Consider the following 16,303-nt stretch of genomic DNA (forward strand, 5'->3'; position numbering starts at 1 on the left):
GTATAGAACGTTTATAATGGCAGTAGAGCAGGGCAGATGAAAAATCTGACCCTGCTTTTTTGTCAGAACTATTGCAATATTCATAATACCGAGTGTAATACTTGGTATTATACGGGTTAAGGAGTCGGTACACAGGGTTCCTGGATAGTTCAACACACAAATAATCGCCCTTTTGAGCCGGAATCCGGTTCAAAAAGGGCGATTATCTGCATACAGGGCGGCGGTCACTGCTTCACTCCCAGCTCAATCCATTCCGAAGACCAGCTGCTGATCTCACCAAGAATAGGAGCAAGGGCGTTGCCTTTGGCAGTGAGGGAATATTCAATACGCACCGGCATTTCAGGATATACGGTCCGCTGGATAATACCCTCGTTCTCCATTTCCTTTAGCCGGTCGGATAATACTTTACCGCTAAGATTGGCCAGGCAGCCTTCAATCTCACCAAACCGGCGGGGGCCCTGCATCAGGACAAAAACAATCAGGGCGACCCAGCGTTTGCTGAGCACATCTACCGCTTTTTCGAAGCGGGGACACATCTCAAACTCATTCATTTTGTTCACCTCTGCATTCATTATATCATAAACTTACAATAAGTAATTATAAATATTTAAATATATATTATAACTTGACGAACTTATATTACAATGATAAACTAACTTACAAATAGTTACTACTGAAAATTTTAATAATTAAATTTTAGGACGGTGCACTCATGATTAAACCGGATATCATTTCTATATTGCAGAATAAAATCAAATGGATTACTAATGGAGATAAAACGAATATTCTGGTCGGACCTATTACTTTACCTGTCAATCTGGACGGTGAAACGATCACTTTTAAATGGTACAGCTGGCTGAATGCGGCTGATGAAGACCTGCAGCAGGGCGATACCAAGGAAGCAACTGAGCTGTTAATCTCACGGCTCACCTCGCTGAAGCTTGCTGATTCGCAGCAGTCGAGCGTGCTGGTCTACGGTGATTTTGAACAATCGGACGAGGCCCTGATCCGGATGCACAGCATTTGCCATACCGGGGATATCTTTGGCAGCAAGCGTTGTGATTGCGGTTTCCAGCTCCGCCAGTCGATGAAGATGATCGCGCAGCATGGTTCTGGAGCGCTGTTCTATCTGGCGAATCATGAAGGAAGAGGCATTGGACTGTTCAGCAAAGCGATGGCCTACATTTTACAGGAAGAAGGCTTTGATACAGTAGAGGCTAACCTTGAACTGGGCTTTGTAGATGATTCCAGAGACTATAGCGACGCGATCAGCGTTCTGCAGCACCTGCGCAGCCAGCCTGTTACGCTGATTACCAATAATCCGAAAAAGCTGGAAGCATTGAAGGCTGCGGGCATGAACACAGGGAAGCGGATTCCGCTATGGGGAGATGTGTCTGTGTTTAACGAAAAGTACCTGCGGACCAAGGTTTCCCGTTCCGGTCATCTGGAGGCAGTGAAGACGGCAGATTTTTTTGACGGAAGAGTCGCTAAATAATGAGGGGTAGTTCTTTTCTGCTTTGTACATTATAATGAAGAACTGAATCCAACTTATAGCTTAGCGAGGTACTCTATGAATGCAATTGAAGTGCAGGACTTGCGCAAAACCTTTAAAGTCCAAAAAAACCGCGAGGGCCTCAAAGGGGCCTTCGCTGATTTATTTAAACGGCAGTATTCCGAGGTTACTGCGGTAAAGGATATTTCATTTACGATTCCCGAAGGTGAAATCTGCGGCTACATCGGGGAGAACGGGGCAGGTAAATCGACGACGATCAAGATGCTTACGGGTATTCTGGTTCCTACATCAGGCAAAGTATCTGTAGGCGGATTTGTTCCTTATATGGAACGCGAGAAGTTCGTGCAGAATATCGGTGTCGTATTCGGACAGCGCAGCCAGCTGTGGTGGGACATCGGAGTTATTGAGTCTTTTCAGCTGCTGCGTAAGGTGTACAGAGTGTCTGAGCATGATTTCAAAAAGCGCCTGGACGAGCTGGTAGAGCGGCTGGAGCTGCAGGAGCTGCTGAACCGTCCGGTCCGCAAGCTGAGTCTCGGCCAGCGGATGCGCTGTGAGCTGGTGGCTGCGCTGCTGCACAACCCGTCTATCCTGTTTCTGGACGAGCCGACCATTGGTCTGGATATTGTCGTGAAGTCCGAAATCCGCGATTTTCTCAAGGATATGAACCGCGAGCACGGTACAACGATTCTGCTGACAACCCATGATTTGCAGGATATTGAAGCTCTTTGCTCACGGGTTATTATGCTGGATGACGGACGTATTATTTATGACGGCGGACTTGAGGAGCTGAAGCAGCGCTGGGGAACCGGGCGTGAAGTGCAGTTCCAGTTCGGAGCGGCTACTAAGCTGGCTCAGCTGGTGCAATGGACAGACGGGATGCCGGTTACCTGGTCCGCAGAGAATGAGCTGGGAGCCAAGGTATGGATTCCGCTTGAGCTGAACGTATCTGATGTGCTGGCCCGTGTGGTTGGGTCGGCGGATATCACCGACATCAAAATTATCGAGACCAATACGGATGAGATTGTACGCAGCATCTATCAGTCCGGCTCTGCAGAGAAACCGGAGGACAAAATCGCGGCACTGCAGGAAGAGAAAGAGGCGGCACATGTCTAAATCTCTAGAGGCCGGCGTTGCGCAGGAGAAAGGGAAGCTGCTGCTGCTCGGTGCTTATTTTGATTTTATCCGCATCCGTTTTCTGACTATGCTGGCTTACCGGGTCAATTACTATTCAGGCATTTTAATTTACACATTGAATATCGGGGTTAACTACTTCACCTGGAAAGCCATTTACGGCGGCGGGGAATCCTTGGGCGGCTTTACGAGTGCGCAGATGACCACCTATGTAGCCGTTTCGTGGATGGCGAGGGCCTTTTATTTTAACAATCTGGACCGTGAGATTTCGACAGACATCCGTGACGGAAGCATCGCAATCCAGTTCATCCGGCCTTACAATTATGTACTGGTCAAAATGATGCAGGGACTCGGCGAAGGCCTGTTCCGCTTCCTGATGCTGATGATTCCGGGGATGATCGTGGCCATTCTGCTCTTTCCGGTGCAGCTTCCGACAGAGCCGGCCGCTTGGGCAGGCTTCCTCGTGATGCTCTTTTTCAGCTTCCTGATCAGCTCACAGATTAATGTGATCACAGGGCTGAGCGCTTTTTTTGTGGAAAATAATGAAGGTGTCATGCGTATGAAGCGGGTTATCGTCGACCTGTTCTCCGGTCTGATCGTTCCGATCAGCCTGTTTCCGGGCTGGTTGTCCTCTGTACTGAATGTATTGCCGTTTCAGGCGATTACATACCTTCCGGGCTCCGTCTTTACGGGCCGTGTTCAAGGGGTAGGCATTTGGAATGTGCTTGGGATTCAGGTCTTCTGGTTCCTGGTGCTGCTGATTCCGATTGTCTGGCTTTATCATGCGGCGCGCAAGCGGCTGTTCGTGCAGGGGGGTTAAGGTTGATGTATCATTTAGGATTATTACTTGAATATCTCAAAAATTATATGAAGACCCGGTTAACCTACCGCGCTGATTTCTGGGTGGAGGTCATTTCGGATCTGTTGTTCCAGGCGACGAACTTTATCTTTATTATGGTCATCTTTATGCATACGGAAAGTCTGGGCGGCTGGAATCAAAATGAGGTAGTCTTTGTCTATGGCTTCTTTATGGTTCCATTCGGTGTGTTCAGCTGCTTCGTGAATATGTGGAACTTCAGTGAGCGCTACATCGTCAAAGGCGAGATGGACCGTGTCCTGACTCGTCCGGCACATAACCTGTTTCAGATCCTGCTGGAAAATGTAGACCCGCCGTCCCTGATCGGCTCGTTCATCGGCCTGATTATTATGGCGATCAGCGGCGCTAATCTGGGGTTGCCTTTTGAGTGGTGGACCATTCCTGCGCTTCTGGTGCTTACACTCAGTGCGGTAGCGATCTATACCGGGATTTATACGGCATTGACGTCCTTGTCATTCTATTCGGATGCGCCGACCGGCATTCTGCCGCTGATGTACAACATTCAGAACTACGGGCGTTATCCCGTGACTATCTACAACCGGGCGATTCAGGTACTGCTTACCTGGATTATACCGTTTGCCTTTGTCGGTATATATCCGGCAGCCTTGTTCCTGCAGCGGGATGAGATGAGGGGAATGGCTATACTAACGCCGGTTGTCGGGGCTGTGTTCCTGGCTATCGGGCTTTTCAGCTGGAATTACGGAGTTAGACGGTATAAAGGTGCCGGCTCCTAAACGCATAGGTTATTGCAAGGCAGGCGGATGAGAGATCATCCGTCTGTTTTTTGCGTATACATATCTGCTAACACCATCAGAAAATACTACCCGGATGCGATAAAAATACTAACGGCTGATAAAGTTAAAGGCCATAATAATGAGTGTGATACATATATGCTATTTTTCAAAAAAAAAAAGGACGGGCTGACCTGAGATGAACACTTATACAATAGGCATTGATTTGGGCGGAACGAATATCAAGGCAGGTTTATATAACGCTGAATTTGCGCCGGTCCGGGAGCTGTCTATTCCCACAGAAGCGGCAAACGGACCGGCACATGTGCTTGAAAGGATCAGACTGGCAGTAAGCATGCTGACAGTTGATAACGGCATCTCGCTTCAGGAGATTGCCTGTATGGGCATGGGAGTACCGGGTCTGCTGGACCCGAAGGAGGGGCTGTCAATCTTCTCTCCTAACTTTCCCGGCTGGGAGCAGGTGCATGTTGTAAACGAAATGAAGCAGCATTACTGCTTTCCTGTCTTTATTGACAATGATGTGCGGGTAAATCTGTACGGAGAGTGGCTGCATGGAGCCGGACGGGACTGCAGCAATCTGGTGCTGCTGACGCTGGGGACAGGCCTTGGCTCGGGCATTGTCCATGACGGCAAGGTGCTGTATGGCACAACGTTCAGCGCCGGTGAAATCGGGCATATGAACATGTTTAGACAAGGGCGTCCCTGCCGCTGCGGCAGCTCAGGCTGTCTGGGGCGCTACGTCTCTGCTGTAGGCATGGTAAATACCTTCAAGGAAAAGCTTGCGGCCGGAAGAGAGAGCATCATTCAGGAGTGGACGGGCGGCGCTGAAGAGGTTATTACGGCTAAAATGATCTCGGAGGCTTATGATCTGGCTGATCCCCTGGCAGTAGAGGTTATGCACGAAACGGGTGAGCTGCTGGGCTTCGGTCTGGCTAATGTTATTAATCTGCTCAACCCGGAGCGGATTATTATAGGGGGCGGCATGGCTGCGGCCGGGGACCGTCTGCTGCAGAGCGTCCGCGAAACGGTAAGCGCGCATGCTTTGAAGCTGTCGGGCGGCAGCTGTGACATTGTACAGGCAGAGCTGGGCAGCAGGGCAGGTACCTTAGGTGCAGCGGCGTATGCGCAGCAGCGATTTGGCAGTGAGATTGTGAACAAAACCATATAGTTATAGTGGCGGAATTTTTGAATCAAAGCCCCGGCATGTTATGCTGTAAGCAAAGAATATGCAGGAGGGTAACCATGAAACGGGACATTCAGCATGTGCCTTACGGCTACGAGCCGCCGGCCAAGGAACGCAAAGGGACTTTGATTTTCTACGATTCATTTGAGCATATCTCCGATCAGGAGCTTGAAGAAGCAGCTAATATAGCGTCAGAACGCAAATTCACCAAGCTGGTGCTGTACCCGCTGCATGAGGAAACGGTGAGACGGATGAGCAAAGAGCCGGTCCGTTCCTACTACAAGCGTGAAGACCGGCTGCACGAGTGGAAAAGAGATCAGGGTCGCACCTTTATCACCATCGAGACACTCGAAGGCAAGCGGAAAAAGTACACCCCGCTCGATACCGCGCTCCGACATATCAGCGAAGTGTATTCGCCGCCTTATTTTTTGTACCTGACACCTGAAACAGCTAACCAGTTCGCTTCGTATTCTTCTTTTGAGGAGTGGATTGTCAAACTGCGCCTGATTCTGTCAGCGGCACCTCAGCAGCTTCACCCGCGCCTAACGAAATTCAGCCATCGCTGGGATGTTGCCGGGGCCGTGCGGGAAGAGTAGGCAGCGCAGACAGTCCATAACCAGGTTACTTTGGGGAGAGTGATCAGAAGTGGCGGATAAATTTCAATTAAATGTAACAGTAAATCCGGCTGTTGCTATGACACTGATTAAAGATGGGATGAGTTCGAATGCCGAACTGTTGCATGAAGAACTGAACAGCCTTGGTGACGGACGGATGATAGGAACATTGGTCTATGAACGATACTATCTCCGCTCCGGGAATCAAGGTGCACTTGTAATCATAGCGGATAATCTGCAGGGCATATGCAACATCAGACTGATTTCAGCGGGGAGCTCGAACAGTATGATTTTTAAAGTGGACTGGGGCGCAGGCAAAAGCTTCGCCTCATCCGTAGCGAAGATTCTGTCCGATTATACGATTGAGTAAAAAAAGACAGGCAGCATGGGCACGGGTTTATTTGTGCGATGCTGCCTGTTTGCGTCTGTACGTATACATTTTCCATTGGTAATGGATAAAGCAGCCTATGCAAAAGCCGAGGAGGGCCACTCTTGCGGCAACAGCTACCATTGCAGTGAAAATAGCAGATGCGAAGGTCCATCCGGCAAGGTAACTAATTAATCCGCCTGCCAGACAGAAAACAGCGATACTCTGGTTGAACTGCTGCTGATCCCAGTCCTCCTGCAGATAGGACGAGCGTTCCTTGCGGAGGAATTGTCCAGCCAGCTTAATGACCGGGTTGTAACCGAACAATAGACCGGACAGGCCGGCAGCCAGCGGCAATGCAAGAATCCAGTGAGCACCTGTTAACCAGGTCAACAGAACGGAAATAACGATAAAAGCCTGATTGGTTTTGACCAAGGGTCTGGGAATTCCTATGGGCTTAGCTGTTTCTGTCACACCAAACCACACCTTTCTTATGGGAATAGTGTAATTATACTTGATCCCGAATGGAGTGGCAATGTAAAACCTGTTGAGATCGCTAATATATTGTGTAAACGGACGAATAAATTTTAATATTGAAATATTTTGCTGTTGACAGATCGTTCAAATTTATGGTTTTATTATATAGACCGATTGTTATAAAAGGTAAAGGAAGTGTTGAGCTTGTCGAACAAGCACAATACGCGTGAGGCGATTGTGGACACCGCTTCGAGATTGTTTTTCACACAAGGCTATCACGCGACCGGCCTGAATCAGATTATTAAAGACAGTGACTCACCCAAGGGATCGCTTTATTATTATTTTCCCCGCGGAAAAGAGGAGCTGGCTTTGACCTGCATCAGCCGGACAAGTGTATTTGTTGCCCAGCTGCTAAGTCATTATGCAGAAACGCAATCGAGTACAACCGCCATGATACAGGATTTCATACTGGAAGTGGCCAGGAAGGCTGAGGAGACTTCATTTGAAGGTTTTGTTCCCTTCAGCTTCTGGGTCGCCGTTGAAACCTCCTGTGTCAGTGACGAGCTGCGCTCGGCCTGCCAATCAGTCTTTAAGGACTGGCAGGATGTGATTATGCACAGTCTGCTGAAAGAAGGCGTCGATGAGCAGCTTGCCTCGGACAAGGCTTCTGTCGTCGTTTCGCTGTATGAGGGTGCGCTGCTTCAGGCGCTGACTTATAAGAGCACACAGCCGCTGCTTGCAGCGGTACAGGTTATTCCAGCCATACTGGGTTAACAAACAGAGAGAAACTTTACAAATCAGGAGGATACAAGAGTGGAAGCAACAATGCAAGGCAAGCAACAACCAGAGGTAAAGAAGTTTAAAACAATTCCGATTCTTGTTTCCCTATTGCTCGCGGGATTCATCGGCATGTTCAGTGAAACGGCGCTGAATGTCGCACTATCAGATTTAATGAATATACTGCAGATTACAGCATCAACTGCACAATGGCTGACTACCGCCTATCTGCTGACTCTGGGCATCCTCGTTCCGATTTCCGGTATGCTGCTGCAATGGTTTACAACTAGACAGCTATTTGTAGCTGCGCTGAGCTTCTCGATCTTGGGAACCTTTATTGCGGCAATGGCACCGTCTTTTGAAATTTTGCTGCTCGCGCGCGTGGTGCAGGCGATGGGTACAGCCCTGCTGCTGCCGCTGATGTTTAATACGATTCTGGTCATTATCCCGCCTGAAAAAAGAGGAGCAGCGATGGGACTCATCGGTCTCGTCATCATGGTTGCACCTGCAATCGGACCGACAATTGCCGGTCTATTGATCTCCAACCTGACCTGGCACTGGATCTTCTGGCTGTCACTTCCGTTCCTTGTATTGTCTCTGATCAGCGGAATTCTTTTCATGCAGAATGTCTCTGAGGTTACCAAGCCAAAGATTGATGTACTGTCGATTATTCTGTCCTCCGCCGGTTTCGGCGGTATCGTATTCGGATTCAGCAGCGCCGGTGAAGAAGGCGGCTGGGGAAGCACCAAGGTTATTGCTGCAATTGCCATCGGCGTGATTGCCCTTGTCCTGTTCGTCATTCGTCAGCTGACGATGAAGCAGCCGATGATTAACCTGCGGGCTTTTAAATACCCGATGTTTACAGTAGCTGTACTGATGATCTTTATCTGTATGATGATCATTCTTTCCTCCATGCTGATTCTTCCGATGTATCTTCAGCAGGGTCAGGGCTACTCGGCGTTCAAAGCAGGTCTTCTGCTCCTGCCGGGCGGTATTATCAATGGTCTGATGTCCCCGATTATGGGTCGTTTGTTTGATAAATATGGTCCGAAATGGCTTGTTATTCCGGGTCTGGTAGTTGTGGCAGTATCGCTGTGGTTCTTCTCCAGCATTACCGCTACATCGACTGTTATTTTCGTAATCGTGCTGCACAGCGCCCTGATGATCGGGATTTCGATGATCATGATGCCTGCACAGACAAACGGTATCAATCAGCTGCCGCTGGAGTACTATCCTCACGGCACGGCGATCATGAACACACTGCAGCAGGTAGCCGGTGCAATCGGTACTGCGCTCGCTGTCAGCATCATGACTTCCGGTACCAAAAATTATATGGAAACTGTTACTGACGCTTCCAACCCGCTGAATGCGCTGGCTGCCTTTACCCATGGGGTACAGAACGCTTTTGTATTCGGAATGGTGATGGCTGTGATCGGCCTGATTGTAGCGTTTTTCATCAAACGTGTTGTTATACAGCATAAATCACAGGCACCGATGCACTAATAGTTTTTTTTGAGCATCCATTAATATTCAAAATTATGAGACATATCTGTATAAGGATATGTCTTTTTTTCATGACCAATTTTATAATAGGTTGATTAAACAGCTTTTGAAGCTGCTGGATAACAGCGGGTATCAGTTGACAGGGAAGTAATAAAAGGAAGGGGAAGCATGAGGAATGAGGCAAATTAATTACAGGTCAAAATGTTTTGCGTTAAGTCCGTTAATTACCGCTGCAATACTGTTAGTTTCGGCTAATAGTGAGGCATCCGCACAAGCCGCAACCGGCCAGGATACAGCCTGGAAACCGGCAATCAACAATGTTGTGAAGAAGGACAAGCTGCCGTCGGGGTTCGTTTACCTTGATGAGGTGATTCCGGAAGCACAATATCAGATCAGCTACTATGGAAAATACAATTTTACAGGTGCGCCGGTCAGCGGTTATAAGGCACCTTTAGCTATCTCTACCTCCAAGGCGGCAAACGCCCTGAAAAAGGTGAGTGAGGACCTCTCCGCTAAAGGTTACATTCTAAGAATTTATGATGCTTACCGTCCGCAAAAGGCGGTTAACCGCTTTGTCGCCTGGTCACAGGATGCTTCGGATGTTATCAATAAGCAGCTGTATTATCCGGAGCTTGATAAGAAGAATTTATTTAAACTGGGGTTTATCTCGAAGAAATCAGGGCATTCCCGGGGGAGCACGGTGGATCTCACGCTGGCCGACAAAAAAACGGGCACCCTGGTTGATATGGGCAGCCCGTATGATTTTTTTGGCGATATTTCTTATTATAATACTACATTGGTCAACACTGTCCAGCATCAGAACCGCAAAATCCTGAAGGATGCGATGGCCAAACATGGCTTTAAGCCGTATGCCAAGGAATGGTGGCATTTTACACTGAACAATGAGCCTTATCCGGCGAAATATTTCGATTTTAATGTGGAATAGAGCGTATCACAGATATAAGGGCAGCAGAGAGATTATTTAGCCATCAGCACTGGCAGCTCCTCAAGCAGGCGGTTCCGGGTAATCAGATCATCAAAGTTCCATTTGCTGTCTGTGACATACACATGGCCATTCTTCACCGCAGGAATGGTCTTCCAAATAGGGCCTTCCATTAAATCCTTTACGGCGGCGGAGGTTTCCGCCGTCTCATCACCGAGCACAAACACCTCGTCACCGGCATAATCAGCCAGAACCTCAGCTGAAATTTCCGCAAACCGCTCGTCCTTATCAATCATCTCCTGAACTTTAGGAGACGGCTTGAAGCCCAGCATATCATAGAGTGACACTGAAATCCCCTGATGCCCCATCACATACAGCGTCTTGCCTAGCTGCAGATAGATCGTAGCCGTGTCACCGGAGCCGAGATCCAGCTTAAGCTGGTCCTTGACCGCAGCTGCTTTTACTTCATACTCAGCAATCTTCTGATCGGCGACATCCTCTTTGCCCAGTGCCGCGGCAATCATTTTAAGACGTTCATAAGTGCCGCCTTCACCAATCACAACTGTAGGGGCAATAGCCGCTATGGAATCAATTCCCGATTCATCCCAGTCATTAAACAGAATGAGGTCCGGATTGAGGGCTACTATTTTCTCCAGTGAAGGGGGATAACCGACATCCTCGATTCCTTCGAGCAGGTCCGGATAGGCTACCTGTGGCCCGATAACACTGAGGCTGGCTCCGACTGGCTTCACATCCATTGCGAGCAGATCACCGGGATCACTGCCTACATATACAATCCGCTGCGGATCTGCCGGGATATCAGTCTGGCGTCCTTTGGCATCTTTAAAGCTCCGGGTATCGCCGGCAGCTGAAGGTTCAACAGTCTGTACCGGAGTTGCTGTAGTGGATGCATTAGCAGCCTCCGTGCTGTTATTGGTATTACTGCCGCAGGCGGCCAAGAGCAGAATAATGAGGATCGTGCAGCATAGCAGTGAACTGTATCTTTTTAAAGAAAACATGATGAACCCCCTCTATTTAATAATGATAATCATTATCACTAAAGATGAATTTACCATATCTTTTCTTATTGTACAATACTCTCGTTCTACTAAGGCAATAATAATGACAACCTGAGCTTGTTTTACATAAAACAGGTTATTACCGCCGGGAAAGGGTTATTGTTTACTATAAGACTAGTCCCTGCAGTCAGCGTGCATAATAATTCTAATACAGGAGAGGTGTGATCGGGATGAAGAGCAGAGTCGCAGCCGTGATCCTTAGTATTCTGTTATTGGGAGCAGGAACAGGGATAGGGACGGTTAATGAGGCAAAAGCAGCGGCAAACCTGAGTGTTGTTGTAAACGGACAAGCCCTTCAGCTGGCAGATTCATCTACTTACAAGAGCGGTGCAAATGTACTGGTGCCCCTAAGGGAAGTTGCAGAGTCGCTGAAGTACAAAATAACGTATAAAGGCAGCACTGGTACAGTACAGCTAAGCCGGGCAGCAGAAAGGATTGAGTTTAAGCTAAGCAGCCGGGAAATTATTTTGGCCGATAAGCAAAAGGTAACATATGAAGGCTCTATTGAAACGAGACAGGGACGGCTGTATGTGCCGCTGTCTTTTTTGACCTCGCTCGGACTAATTGCCGGGTATAATCCGGCAAGTAATCAGGCGGAAATTTATTCGCCTGAAGTAACGGCTGGTGCGGTGACCACCTTGCTGGCAACGGGGCAATATGAGGAGCTGCAAAGAAGATATATCAGCAGCGTCAGCAGTGACGCACTGGCCCTGCCGCTGATCCGGCAGAGCTGGGAGCAGGTGGCTGGGGCTGCGGGGAATTATCTCGGAGTCAAATCCGCCGTCAGTGAGTGGAAGGAGAATGCATACACCATTCAGAGTACGCTGACGTTTTCGGCGTCTGAAGCTGCTTTGACACTGATTGTGGACAGCACCGGTAAATTAACCGGATTGAAGCTTACGCCGGCAGATGCAGAGAAGGCTTTGGCTAATCCTTAGTAAACTGGCAGGTTTCTGGATCTAGCCGGATATATAAAAAACAGCCCCGGATTCTTCGCTCCGGGGCTGTTTGCACAGCAGCTTATAAATGGGCCCTGCGCTTCTTTAAGCCGCGCAGCGGGTGGGAATCCGCAGGCATTTTGCCCAGCAGCTCGGAAGCGACAATACCCAGCATCACCAGCGCTGCCCCGGCATACCCTTGCAGCGACAGCTGCTCCCCGGCGAACCAGTAGCCGAAGAATGCCGCGAATACCGGCTCCAGAGAGAAGATCAGTCCTGTGCGTGTCGGTGTTGTGTACTGCTGCGCAACAGGCTGGAGGATGAACCCGCAGGCGCTGCAAAGAATGCCGAGCGCCAGTATAGCAATCCAGCCGGGCATGCTGGACGGCAGTGACGGAGCTTCAAAAATAGCGGACAAAACCAGCGCATATCCGCCTGCGAATCCAAGCTGGAGAATACCGATATTCAGGGAGTCACAGCTTTTGACGGCTCTGGCTGTAACCAGAATCTGCACAGCATAAAACAAGGCGGCCAGAATGCAAAGGAAGTCGCCGGGCTGGATATGCAGCGAGCCGTTCAGCGTAAGCAGCCCGATTCCAGCGATAGCAAGCACAGTGCCGAAAATCTGCGGCGGAGCTACTTTTTTGCGGAAGACAAGAACTTCAAGCATAGGCACAAACACCACAGTCAGTGCTACCAGAAAACCGGCGTTGGACATTGTTGTTGTCTGGAGGCCGAAGGTGATGCAAGTGAACACGCCGAGCAACAGTAAGCCTAACAGGGATGCATATTTCAGTGTCCGGAGATTGATGCTGCTGCGCAGGCGTTTGTGGAACAGAATAGCTGCCAATATAAATGCGAGACCGAAGCGCAGGGCGATCAGATTAAATTCTCCTAGTGAATCCAGGCCCATTTTCATAAAAATATAGGAGGAACCCCAAAACAGCGTTACCATTATGAGCAGCAGCTCAGCCTTACGCGGCTTCATTTTAATCATCAGCATCCTTTTTCTTATCATGTGATTATAGTATAATACTGCCAAATACATAAGGTAACTGAATGTTTATCATGGGATACATGAGAGAAATTCATGTAAAGTACAGGAGCTGATTTTTTGAGTTTAAGCAAATATGAGGTGTTTCTGAGCGTAGTCGAGCTGGGCAGTTTGACCAGGGCAGCTGAGGTGATGGGCTTTACCCAGTCCGGGATCAGCCACACCATCAGCAGCCTGGAACATGAATTCGGGTTCCCTTTGCTGCTGAGAAGCCGTTCCGGTGTCAAGCTGACGGTCAATGGGGAACAGATCGTGCCGGCGATGCGGGAAATTCTCAAGTGGAATGAGCAGCTGAAGCAGCAGGTAGCTGATATTCACGGGCTGGAGACCGGGACGATTACAATCGGTACCTTTACCAGTGTGTCGGTTTATTGGCTGCCGGGCATGATTAAGGAATTCCGCAAGGAATACCCGTACATTGAATTCAAGCTGCTGGAGGGCGGGTACTACGAAATAGAACAGTGGATCGAGTCGGGGCTGATTGACTGCGGGTTCATTTCTTTGCCGACGCGTGATAAATTTGAGGTGTTTCCGCTGAAGCAGGACCGTATGCTCGCGGTTCTTTCCAGGGAACACCCCCTGGCGAATGCTCCCTATATGCCGCTTGCCCAGATCGCCCACGAGGATTTTATAATCCAGAAGCCGGGCTCCGATTATGATGCCAGACGGGTGCTGGACAAGGCGGGAATCAAACCGAACATCAAATTTACGGTAGGTGATGATTCAGCGATTATTGCCATGGTGGAAAACGGGCTGGGCATCAGTATCCTGCCGGAGATGATCATCACCCGCCAGAACCATAATGTTGCTATGCTGGAACTGGAGGAGCGCAGCTTCCGTTCGCTGGGGATAGCCGTTCATTCACTGAAATACGCTTCGCCTGCGACACGCCGGTTTCTTAAGCATGCCCGGGAGTGGCTGGGTTGATTTTCGGGAGGATGATAGAAGCCGGATGATTATGTTACAATAATAGAAGTTTTATATGAAAACGAATTCATTCGAGGAGGAGTTAGATGAAACAGCTTCGCATTGGAATGATCGGTTACAAGTTTATGGGGAAGGCGCACAGTAATGCTTACCGCAGTCTGCCGATGTTTTTTCCGCAGGCGCTGAAGCCGGAGATGGCGGTCATCTGCGGCCGCAATGAAGAGGCAGTGTCCGCTGCGGCCGGCCAGCTGGGCTGGTCCGAGAGTGTGACTGACTGGCAGGAGCTGGTTGGAAGAGAAGATATCGACCTTATTGATATCAATGCGCCAAGCAACGCCCACAAGGAAATTGCACTCGCAGCTGCAAAGGCAGGCAAGCATATCTTCTGCGAAAAACCTCTGGCGCTGAATCTGGCAGATTCACGCGAGATGCTGGAAGCAGCCGACGCAGCCGGTGTTAAACATATGATTGGCTTCAATTACCGGTTCTCTCCGGCAGTGCGGCTGGCCAAGCGGCTGATCGAGAGCGGACGGCTTGGACAAATCTATCATTTCCGCGCCTGGTTTCTGCAGGACTGGATTCTTGATCCGGAATTTCCGCTAGTCTGGAGACTGCAGAAGGAAGTAGCCGGATCGGGCTCACACGGCGATCTGGGTGCTCATCTGATCGATCTGGCTCATTTCCTGGTCGGTGATGTGCAGGAAGTAATCGGCATGAGCGAAACATTCGTCAAGGAGCGCCCGCTGGCCTCGGAGATGACCGGACTCAGCGCACGGGCAGGTAAGGATGCGCCAAGAGGCCCTGTTACTGTGGACGATGCGACGCTGTTCCTGGCACGGTTCGCAGGCGGGGCTATCGGCAGCTTTGAAGCAACCAGGTTTGCTGCCGGCCACCGCTCAACAAATTCTTTTGAAATTAACGGGAGCCTGGGGAGTGTAAAATTCGACTTTGAGCGGATGAATGAGCTGGAGGTGTATCTGACCTCTGACGCTGAGGATGTGCAGGGATTCCGCCGTGTGCTTGCCACTGATCCGGCACATGATTATGCCGAGGCCTGGTGGCCGCCAGGCCATACGATCGGCTTCGAGCACACGTTCATCCATGAAATGCTGGAGCTGTCCACGGCCATCGCCGAGGACCGCCAGCCGGAGCCCAATTTTAATGATGGCGTGAAATGTCAGGCTGTGCTGGAAGCAGTGGAACGTTCCATTGAAGAACGGCGCTGGGTTCAGGTATCGGAAATGTAGAAATTTAGCAACCTTTCCCGGTTTCTGTGCGTTAAGAGAAGTAGAAATCACGGAAGGGCGGCTGATTATGTTCAGATGGAAAACAGCAGGAATCTGCTTGGGCTTGTTTAGCCTTTTGCTTGCAGGCTGTGCGGAACCGGAGAATGCGGGAGATGAGAGCCGTAACGCTGCGCCAGCGGCAAGTTTTTCCCCGGAGCCGGCAAATGGAGCGGGAACATCGCCTAGACAACTGCCTGCAGCTGATCCTGAAGCGATCAAGCTCTTTCTGGCTGAAAAAGCTTTGGCTAACGGAGACATCTATCTGGAGAATAACCAGGTTCATATTAATATTGTTGGCTTGAACAGTGGAGTGGAGGAGCTTTTTGCAGGCAGCTTCTCTCCCGGCAGCTATACCTTACATGATGTGAAATTCTCTGCGGGTGAGCTTGAAGCCGCACAAAAGCTGCTGGCAGAGCGGGATCTGCACAATCAGCTTAATCTTTACGGTTCCTGGGTTGATGTCATGCAGAACAAGCTGGCCGTCTCCGTACCGGACGATTACCTGAAGAATGCAGAGGAGGCACTGAACCAGCTGATCGATCCCGGAATGATACGCTTTGAGGCACAGGAGCTGGGCGAGCCAAGCGTAACAGGAACGATTGTGGAAGTAAAGTCAGATACTGTAGACAGTATTCTGATCCTGGAACCGGGTAAAGAGCAACCGACCTACTGGTTCTCTTTCAATGACCGTTCGGAGCTATATGATGCTTCTGGGCAGAAAATAGAAGTTTCCGGATTGAAGACGGGACAGCAGGTGCATATCTGGGGGACGGGAACCGTTCTGGATTCCCTGCCCGCCCAAGCCACAGTCCGGAGAATTGAACTGATGGAGTAGCACATAAGGAAGAGTACCGTTCGCAATAGCTGAATGGTGCTCTTTTT

18 protein-coding genes are annotated in these 16,303 nt (G+C 49.7%); 14 read left to right on the forward strand and 4 right to left on the reverse strand.

What is annotated here, in order from left to right; translation table 11 throughout:
* Positions 1 to 224: 224 nt before the first annotated feature.
* Positions 225 to 551, reverse strand: a complete 327-nt coding sequence (locus NST84_RS13565; protein ID WP_342566069.1) for a helix-turn-helix domain-containing protein — start codon at positions 549 to 551, stop codon at positions 225 to 227.
* A gap of 161 nt (positions 552 to 712) precedes the next feature.
* On the opposite strand from NST84_RS13565, the gene NST84_RS13570 reads away from it, so the two are divergent.
* The 7 genes from NST84_RS13570 (at position 713) to NST84_RS13600 (ending at position 6,440) form a co-directional block, all read left to right on the forward strand.
* On the forward strand, positions 713 to 1,495 hold the full coding sequence (locus tag NST84_RS13570; protein ID WP_342566070.1) for a GTP cyclohydrolase II: 783 nt from the start codon (positions 713 to 715) through the stop codon (positions 1,493 to 1,495).
* A 75-nt stretch (positions 1,496 to 1,570) separates the two neighbouring features.
* Positions 1,571 to 2,626, forward strand: coding sequence for an ABC transporter ATP-binding protein (locus NST84_RS13575; protein ID WP_342566071.1), 1,056 nt, complete (start codon positions 1,571 to 1,573; stop codon positions 2,624 to 2,626).
* Between the two features lie 43 nt (positions 2,627 to 2,669).
* Positions 2,670 to 3,464 carry an ABC-2 family transporter protein gene (locus NST84_RS13580; RefSeq protein WP_342566427.1) on the forward strand — a complete coding sequence of 265 codons (795 nt, stop codon included), beginning with the start codon at positions 2,670 to 2,672 and terminating at the stop codon, positions 3,462 to 3,464.
* 5 nt (positions 3,465 to 3,469) lie between these two features.
* Entirely contained in the window at positions 3,470 to 4,255 is a 786-nt protein-coding gene (locus NST84_RS13585; RefSeq protein ID WP_342566428.1) for an ABC-2 family transporter protein, read from the forward strand.
* 196 nt (positions 4,256 to 4,451) lie between these two features.
* Positions 4,452 to 5,441, forward strand: coding sequence for an ROK family protein (locus NST84_RS13590; RefSeq protein ID WP_342566072.1), 990 nt, complete (start codon positions 4,452 to 4,454; stop codon positions 5,439 to 5,441).
* Between the two features lie 74 nt (positions 5,442 to 5,515).
* Positions 5,516 to 6,052, forward strand: coding sequence for a hypothetical protein (locus NST84_RS13595; protein WP_342566073.1), 537 nt, complete (start codon positions 5,516 to 5,518; stop codon positions 6,050 to 6,052).
* Between the two features lie 49 nt (positions 6,053 to 6,101).
* Positions 6,102 to 6,440, forward strand: a complete 339-nt coding sequence (locus NST84_RS13600; RefSeq protein WP_342566074.1) for a DUF6054 family protein — start codon at positions 6,102 to 6,104, stop codon at positions 6,438 to 6,440.
* 27 nt (positions 6,441 to 6,467) lie between these two features.
* On the opposite strand, the gene NST84_RS13605 is transcribed toward NST84_RS13600, so the two are convergent.
* Positions 6,468 to 6,872 carry a DUF4395 domain-containing protein gene (locus NST84_RS13605; RefSeq protein WP_342566075.1) on the reverse strand — a complete coding sequence of 135 codons (405 nt, stop codon included), beginning with the start codon at positions 6,870 to 6,872 and terminating at the stop codon, positions 6,468 to 6,470.
* A 237-nt stretch (positions 6,873 to 7,109) separates the two neighbouring features.
* On the opposite strand from NST84_RS13605, the gene NST84_RS13610 reads away from it, so the two are divergent.
* The 3 genes from NST84_RS13610 (at position 7,110) to NST84_RS13620 (ending at position 10,140) form a co-directional block, all read left to right on the forward strand.
* A complete protein-coding gene (locus tag NST84_RS13610; RefSeq protein ID WP_342566076.1) occupies positions 7,110 to 7,688 on the forward strand; it encodes a TetR/AcrR family transcriptional regulator in 579 nt (192 codons plus the stop codon).
* A 51-nt stretch (positions 7,689 to 7,739) separates the two neighbouring features.
* Positions 7,740 to 9,194, forward strand: a complete 1,455-nt coding sequence (locus tag NST84_RS13615; protein ID WP_342566429.1) for a DHA2 family efflux MFS transporter permease subunit — start codon at positions 7,740 to 7,742, stop codon at positions 9,192 to 9,194.
* 175 nt (positions 9,195 to 9,369) lie between these two features.
* Positions 9,370 to 10,140, forward strand: a complete 771-nt coding sequence (locus tag NST84_RS13620) for a M15 family metallopeptidase (protein ID WP_342566077.1) — start codon at positions 9,370 to 9,372, stop codon at positions 10,138 to 10,140.
* A gap of 32 nt (positions 10,141 to 10,172) precedes the next feature.
* Here NST84_RS13620 and NST84_RS13625 read toward each other — a convergent pair whose 3' ends face one another.
* Positions 10,173 to 11,156: an ABC transporter substrate-binding protein gene (locus NST84_RS13625; RefSeq protein WP_342566078.1), complete on the reverse strand. Its 984-nt coding sequence runs from the start codon at positions 11,154 to 11,156 to the stop codon at positions 10,173 to 10,175.
* 230 nt (positions 11,157 to 11,386) lie between these two features.
* Between NST84_RS13625 and NST84_RS13630 the strand changes: the two genes are divergently transcribed.
* Positions 11,387 to 12,154 carry a stalk domain-containing protein gene (locus tag NST84_RS13630; RefSeq protein ID WP_342566079.1) on the forward strand — a complete coding sequence of 256 codons (768 nt, stop codon included), beginning with the start codon at positions 11,387 to 11,389 and terminating at the stop codon, positions 12,152 to 12,154.
* An 82-nt stretch (positions 12,155 to 12,236) separates the two neighbouring features.
* On the opposite strand, the gene NST84_RS13635 is transcribed toward NST84_RS13630, so the two are convergent.
* On the reverse strand, positions 12,237 to 13,142 hold the full coding sequence (locus tag NST84_RS13635) for a DMT family transporter (protein WP_342566080.1): 906 nt from the start codon (positions 13,140 to 13,142) through the stop codon (positions 12,237 to 12,239).
* Positions 13,143 to 13,268: 126 nt separating this feature from the next.
* On the opposite strand from NST84_RS13635, the gene NST84_RS13640 reads away from it, so the two are divergent.
* From NST84_RS13640 to NST84_RS13650, 3 genes are all read left to right on the forward strand, one after another.
* Positions 13,269 to 14,135: a LysR family transcriptional regulator gene (locus NST84_RS13640; protein WP_342566081.1), complete on the forward strand. Its 867-nt coding sequence runs from the start codon at positions 13,269 to 13,271 to the stop codon at positions 14,133 to 14,135.
* Positions 14,136 to 14,221: 86 nt separating this feature from the next.
* Positions 14,222 to 15,382, forward strand: coding sequence for a Gfo/Idh/MocA family oxidoreductase (locus tag NST84_RS13645; protein ID WP_342566082.1), 1,161 nt, complete (start codon positions 14,222 to 14,224; stop codon positions 15,380 to 15,382).
* Between the two features lie 67 nt (positions 15,383 to 15,449).
* Complete coding sequence (locus tag NST84_RS13650; protein ID WP_342566083.1) at positions 15,450 to 16,256, forward strand: DUF3221 domain-containing protein; 807 nt, start codon at positions 15,450 to 15,452, stop codon at positions 16,254 to 16,256.
* Positions 16,257 to 16,303: the final 47 nt, after the last annotated feature.

This window comes from Paenibacillus sp. FSL R7-0345, assembly GCF_038595055.1.
GTDB lineage: Bacteria > Bacillota > Bacilli > Paenibacillales > Paenibacillaceae > Paenibacillus_AQ.

Bases quoted from the DNA above. Each gene is read 5' to 3' on its own strand.
- NST84_RS13565 (WP_342566069.1), bottom strand. From the start codon at position 551: ATGAATGAGTTTGAGATGTGTCCCCGCTTCGAAAAAGCGGTAGATGTG.
- NST84_RS13570 (WP_342566070.1), top strand. From the start codon at position 713: ATGATTAAACCGGATATCATTTCTATATTGCAGAATAAAATCAAATGG.
- NST84_RS13575 (WP_342566071.1), top strand. From the start codon at position 1,571: ATGAATGCAATTGAAGTGCAGGACTTGCGCAAAACCTTTAAAGTCCAA.
- NST84_RS13585 (WP_342566428.1), top strand. From the start codon at position 3,470: ATGTATCATTTAGGATTATTACTTGAATATCTCAAAAATTATATGAAG.
- NST84_RS13590 (WP_342566072.1), top strand. From the start codon at position 4,452: ATGAACACTTATACAATAGGCATTGATTTGGGCGGAACGAATATCAAG.
- NST84_RS13595 (WP_342566073.1), top strand. From the start codon at position 5,516: ATGAAACGGGACATTCAGCATGTGCCTTACGGCTACGAGCCGCCGGCC.
- NST84_RS13615 (WP_342566429.1), top strand. From the start codon at position 7,740: ATGCAAGGCAAGCAACAACCAGAGGTAAAGAAGTTTAAAACAATTCCG.
- NST84_RS13620 (WP_342566077.1), top strand. From the start codon at position 9,370: ATGAGGCAAATTAATTACAGGTCAAAATGTTTTGCGTTAAGTCCGTTA.
- NST84_RS13625 (WP_342566078.1), bottom strand. From the start codon at position 11,156: ATGTTTTCTTTAAAAAGATACAGTTCACTGCTATGCTGCACGATCCTC.
- NST84_RS13630 (WP_342566079.1), top strand. From the start codon at position 11,387: ATGAAGAGCAGAGTCGCAGCCGTGATCCTTAGTATTCTGTTATTGGGA.
- NST84_RS13635 (WP_342566080.1), bottom strand. From the start codon at position 13,142: ATGAAGCCGCGTAAGGCTGAGCTGCTGCTCATAATGGTAACGCTGTTT.
- NST84_RS13645 (WP_342566082.1), top strand. From the start codon at position 14,222: ATGAAACAGCTTCGCATTGGAATGATCGGTTACAAGTTTATGGGGAAG.
- NST84_RS13650 (WP_342566083.1), top strand. From the start codon at position 15,450: ATGTTCAGATGGAAAACAGCAGGAATCTGCTTGGGCTTGTTTAGCCTT.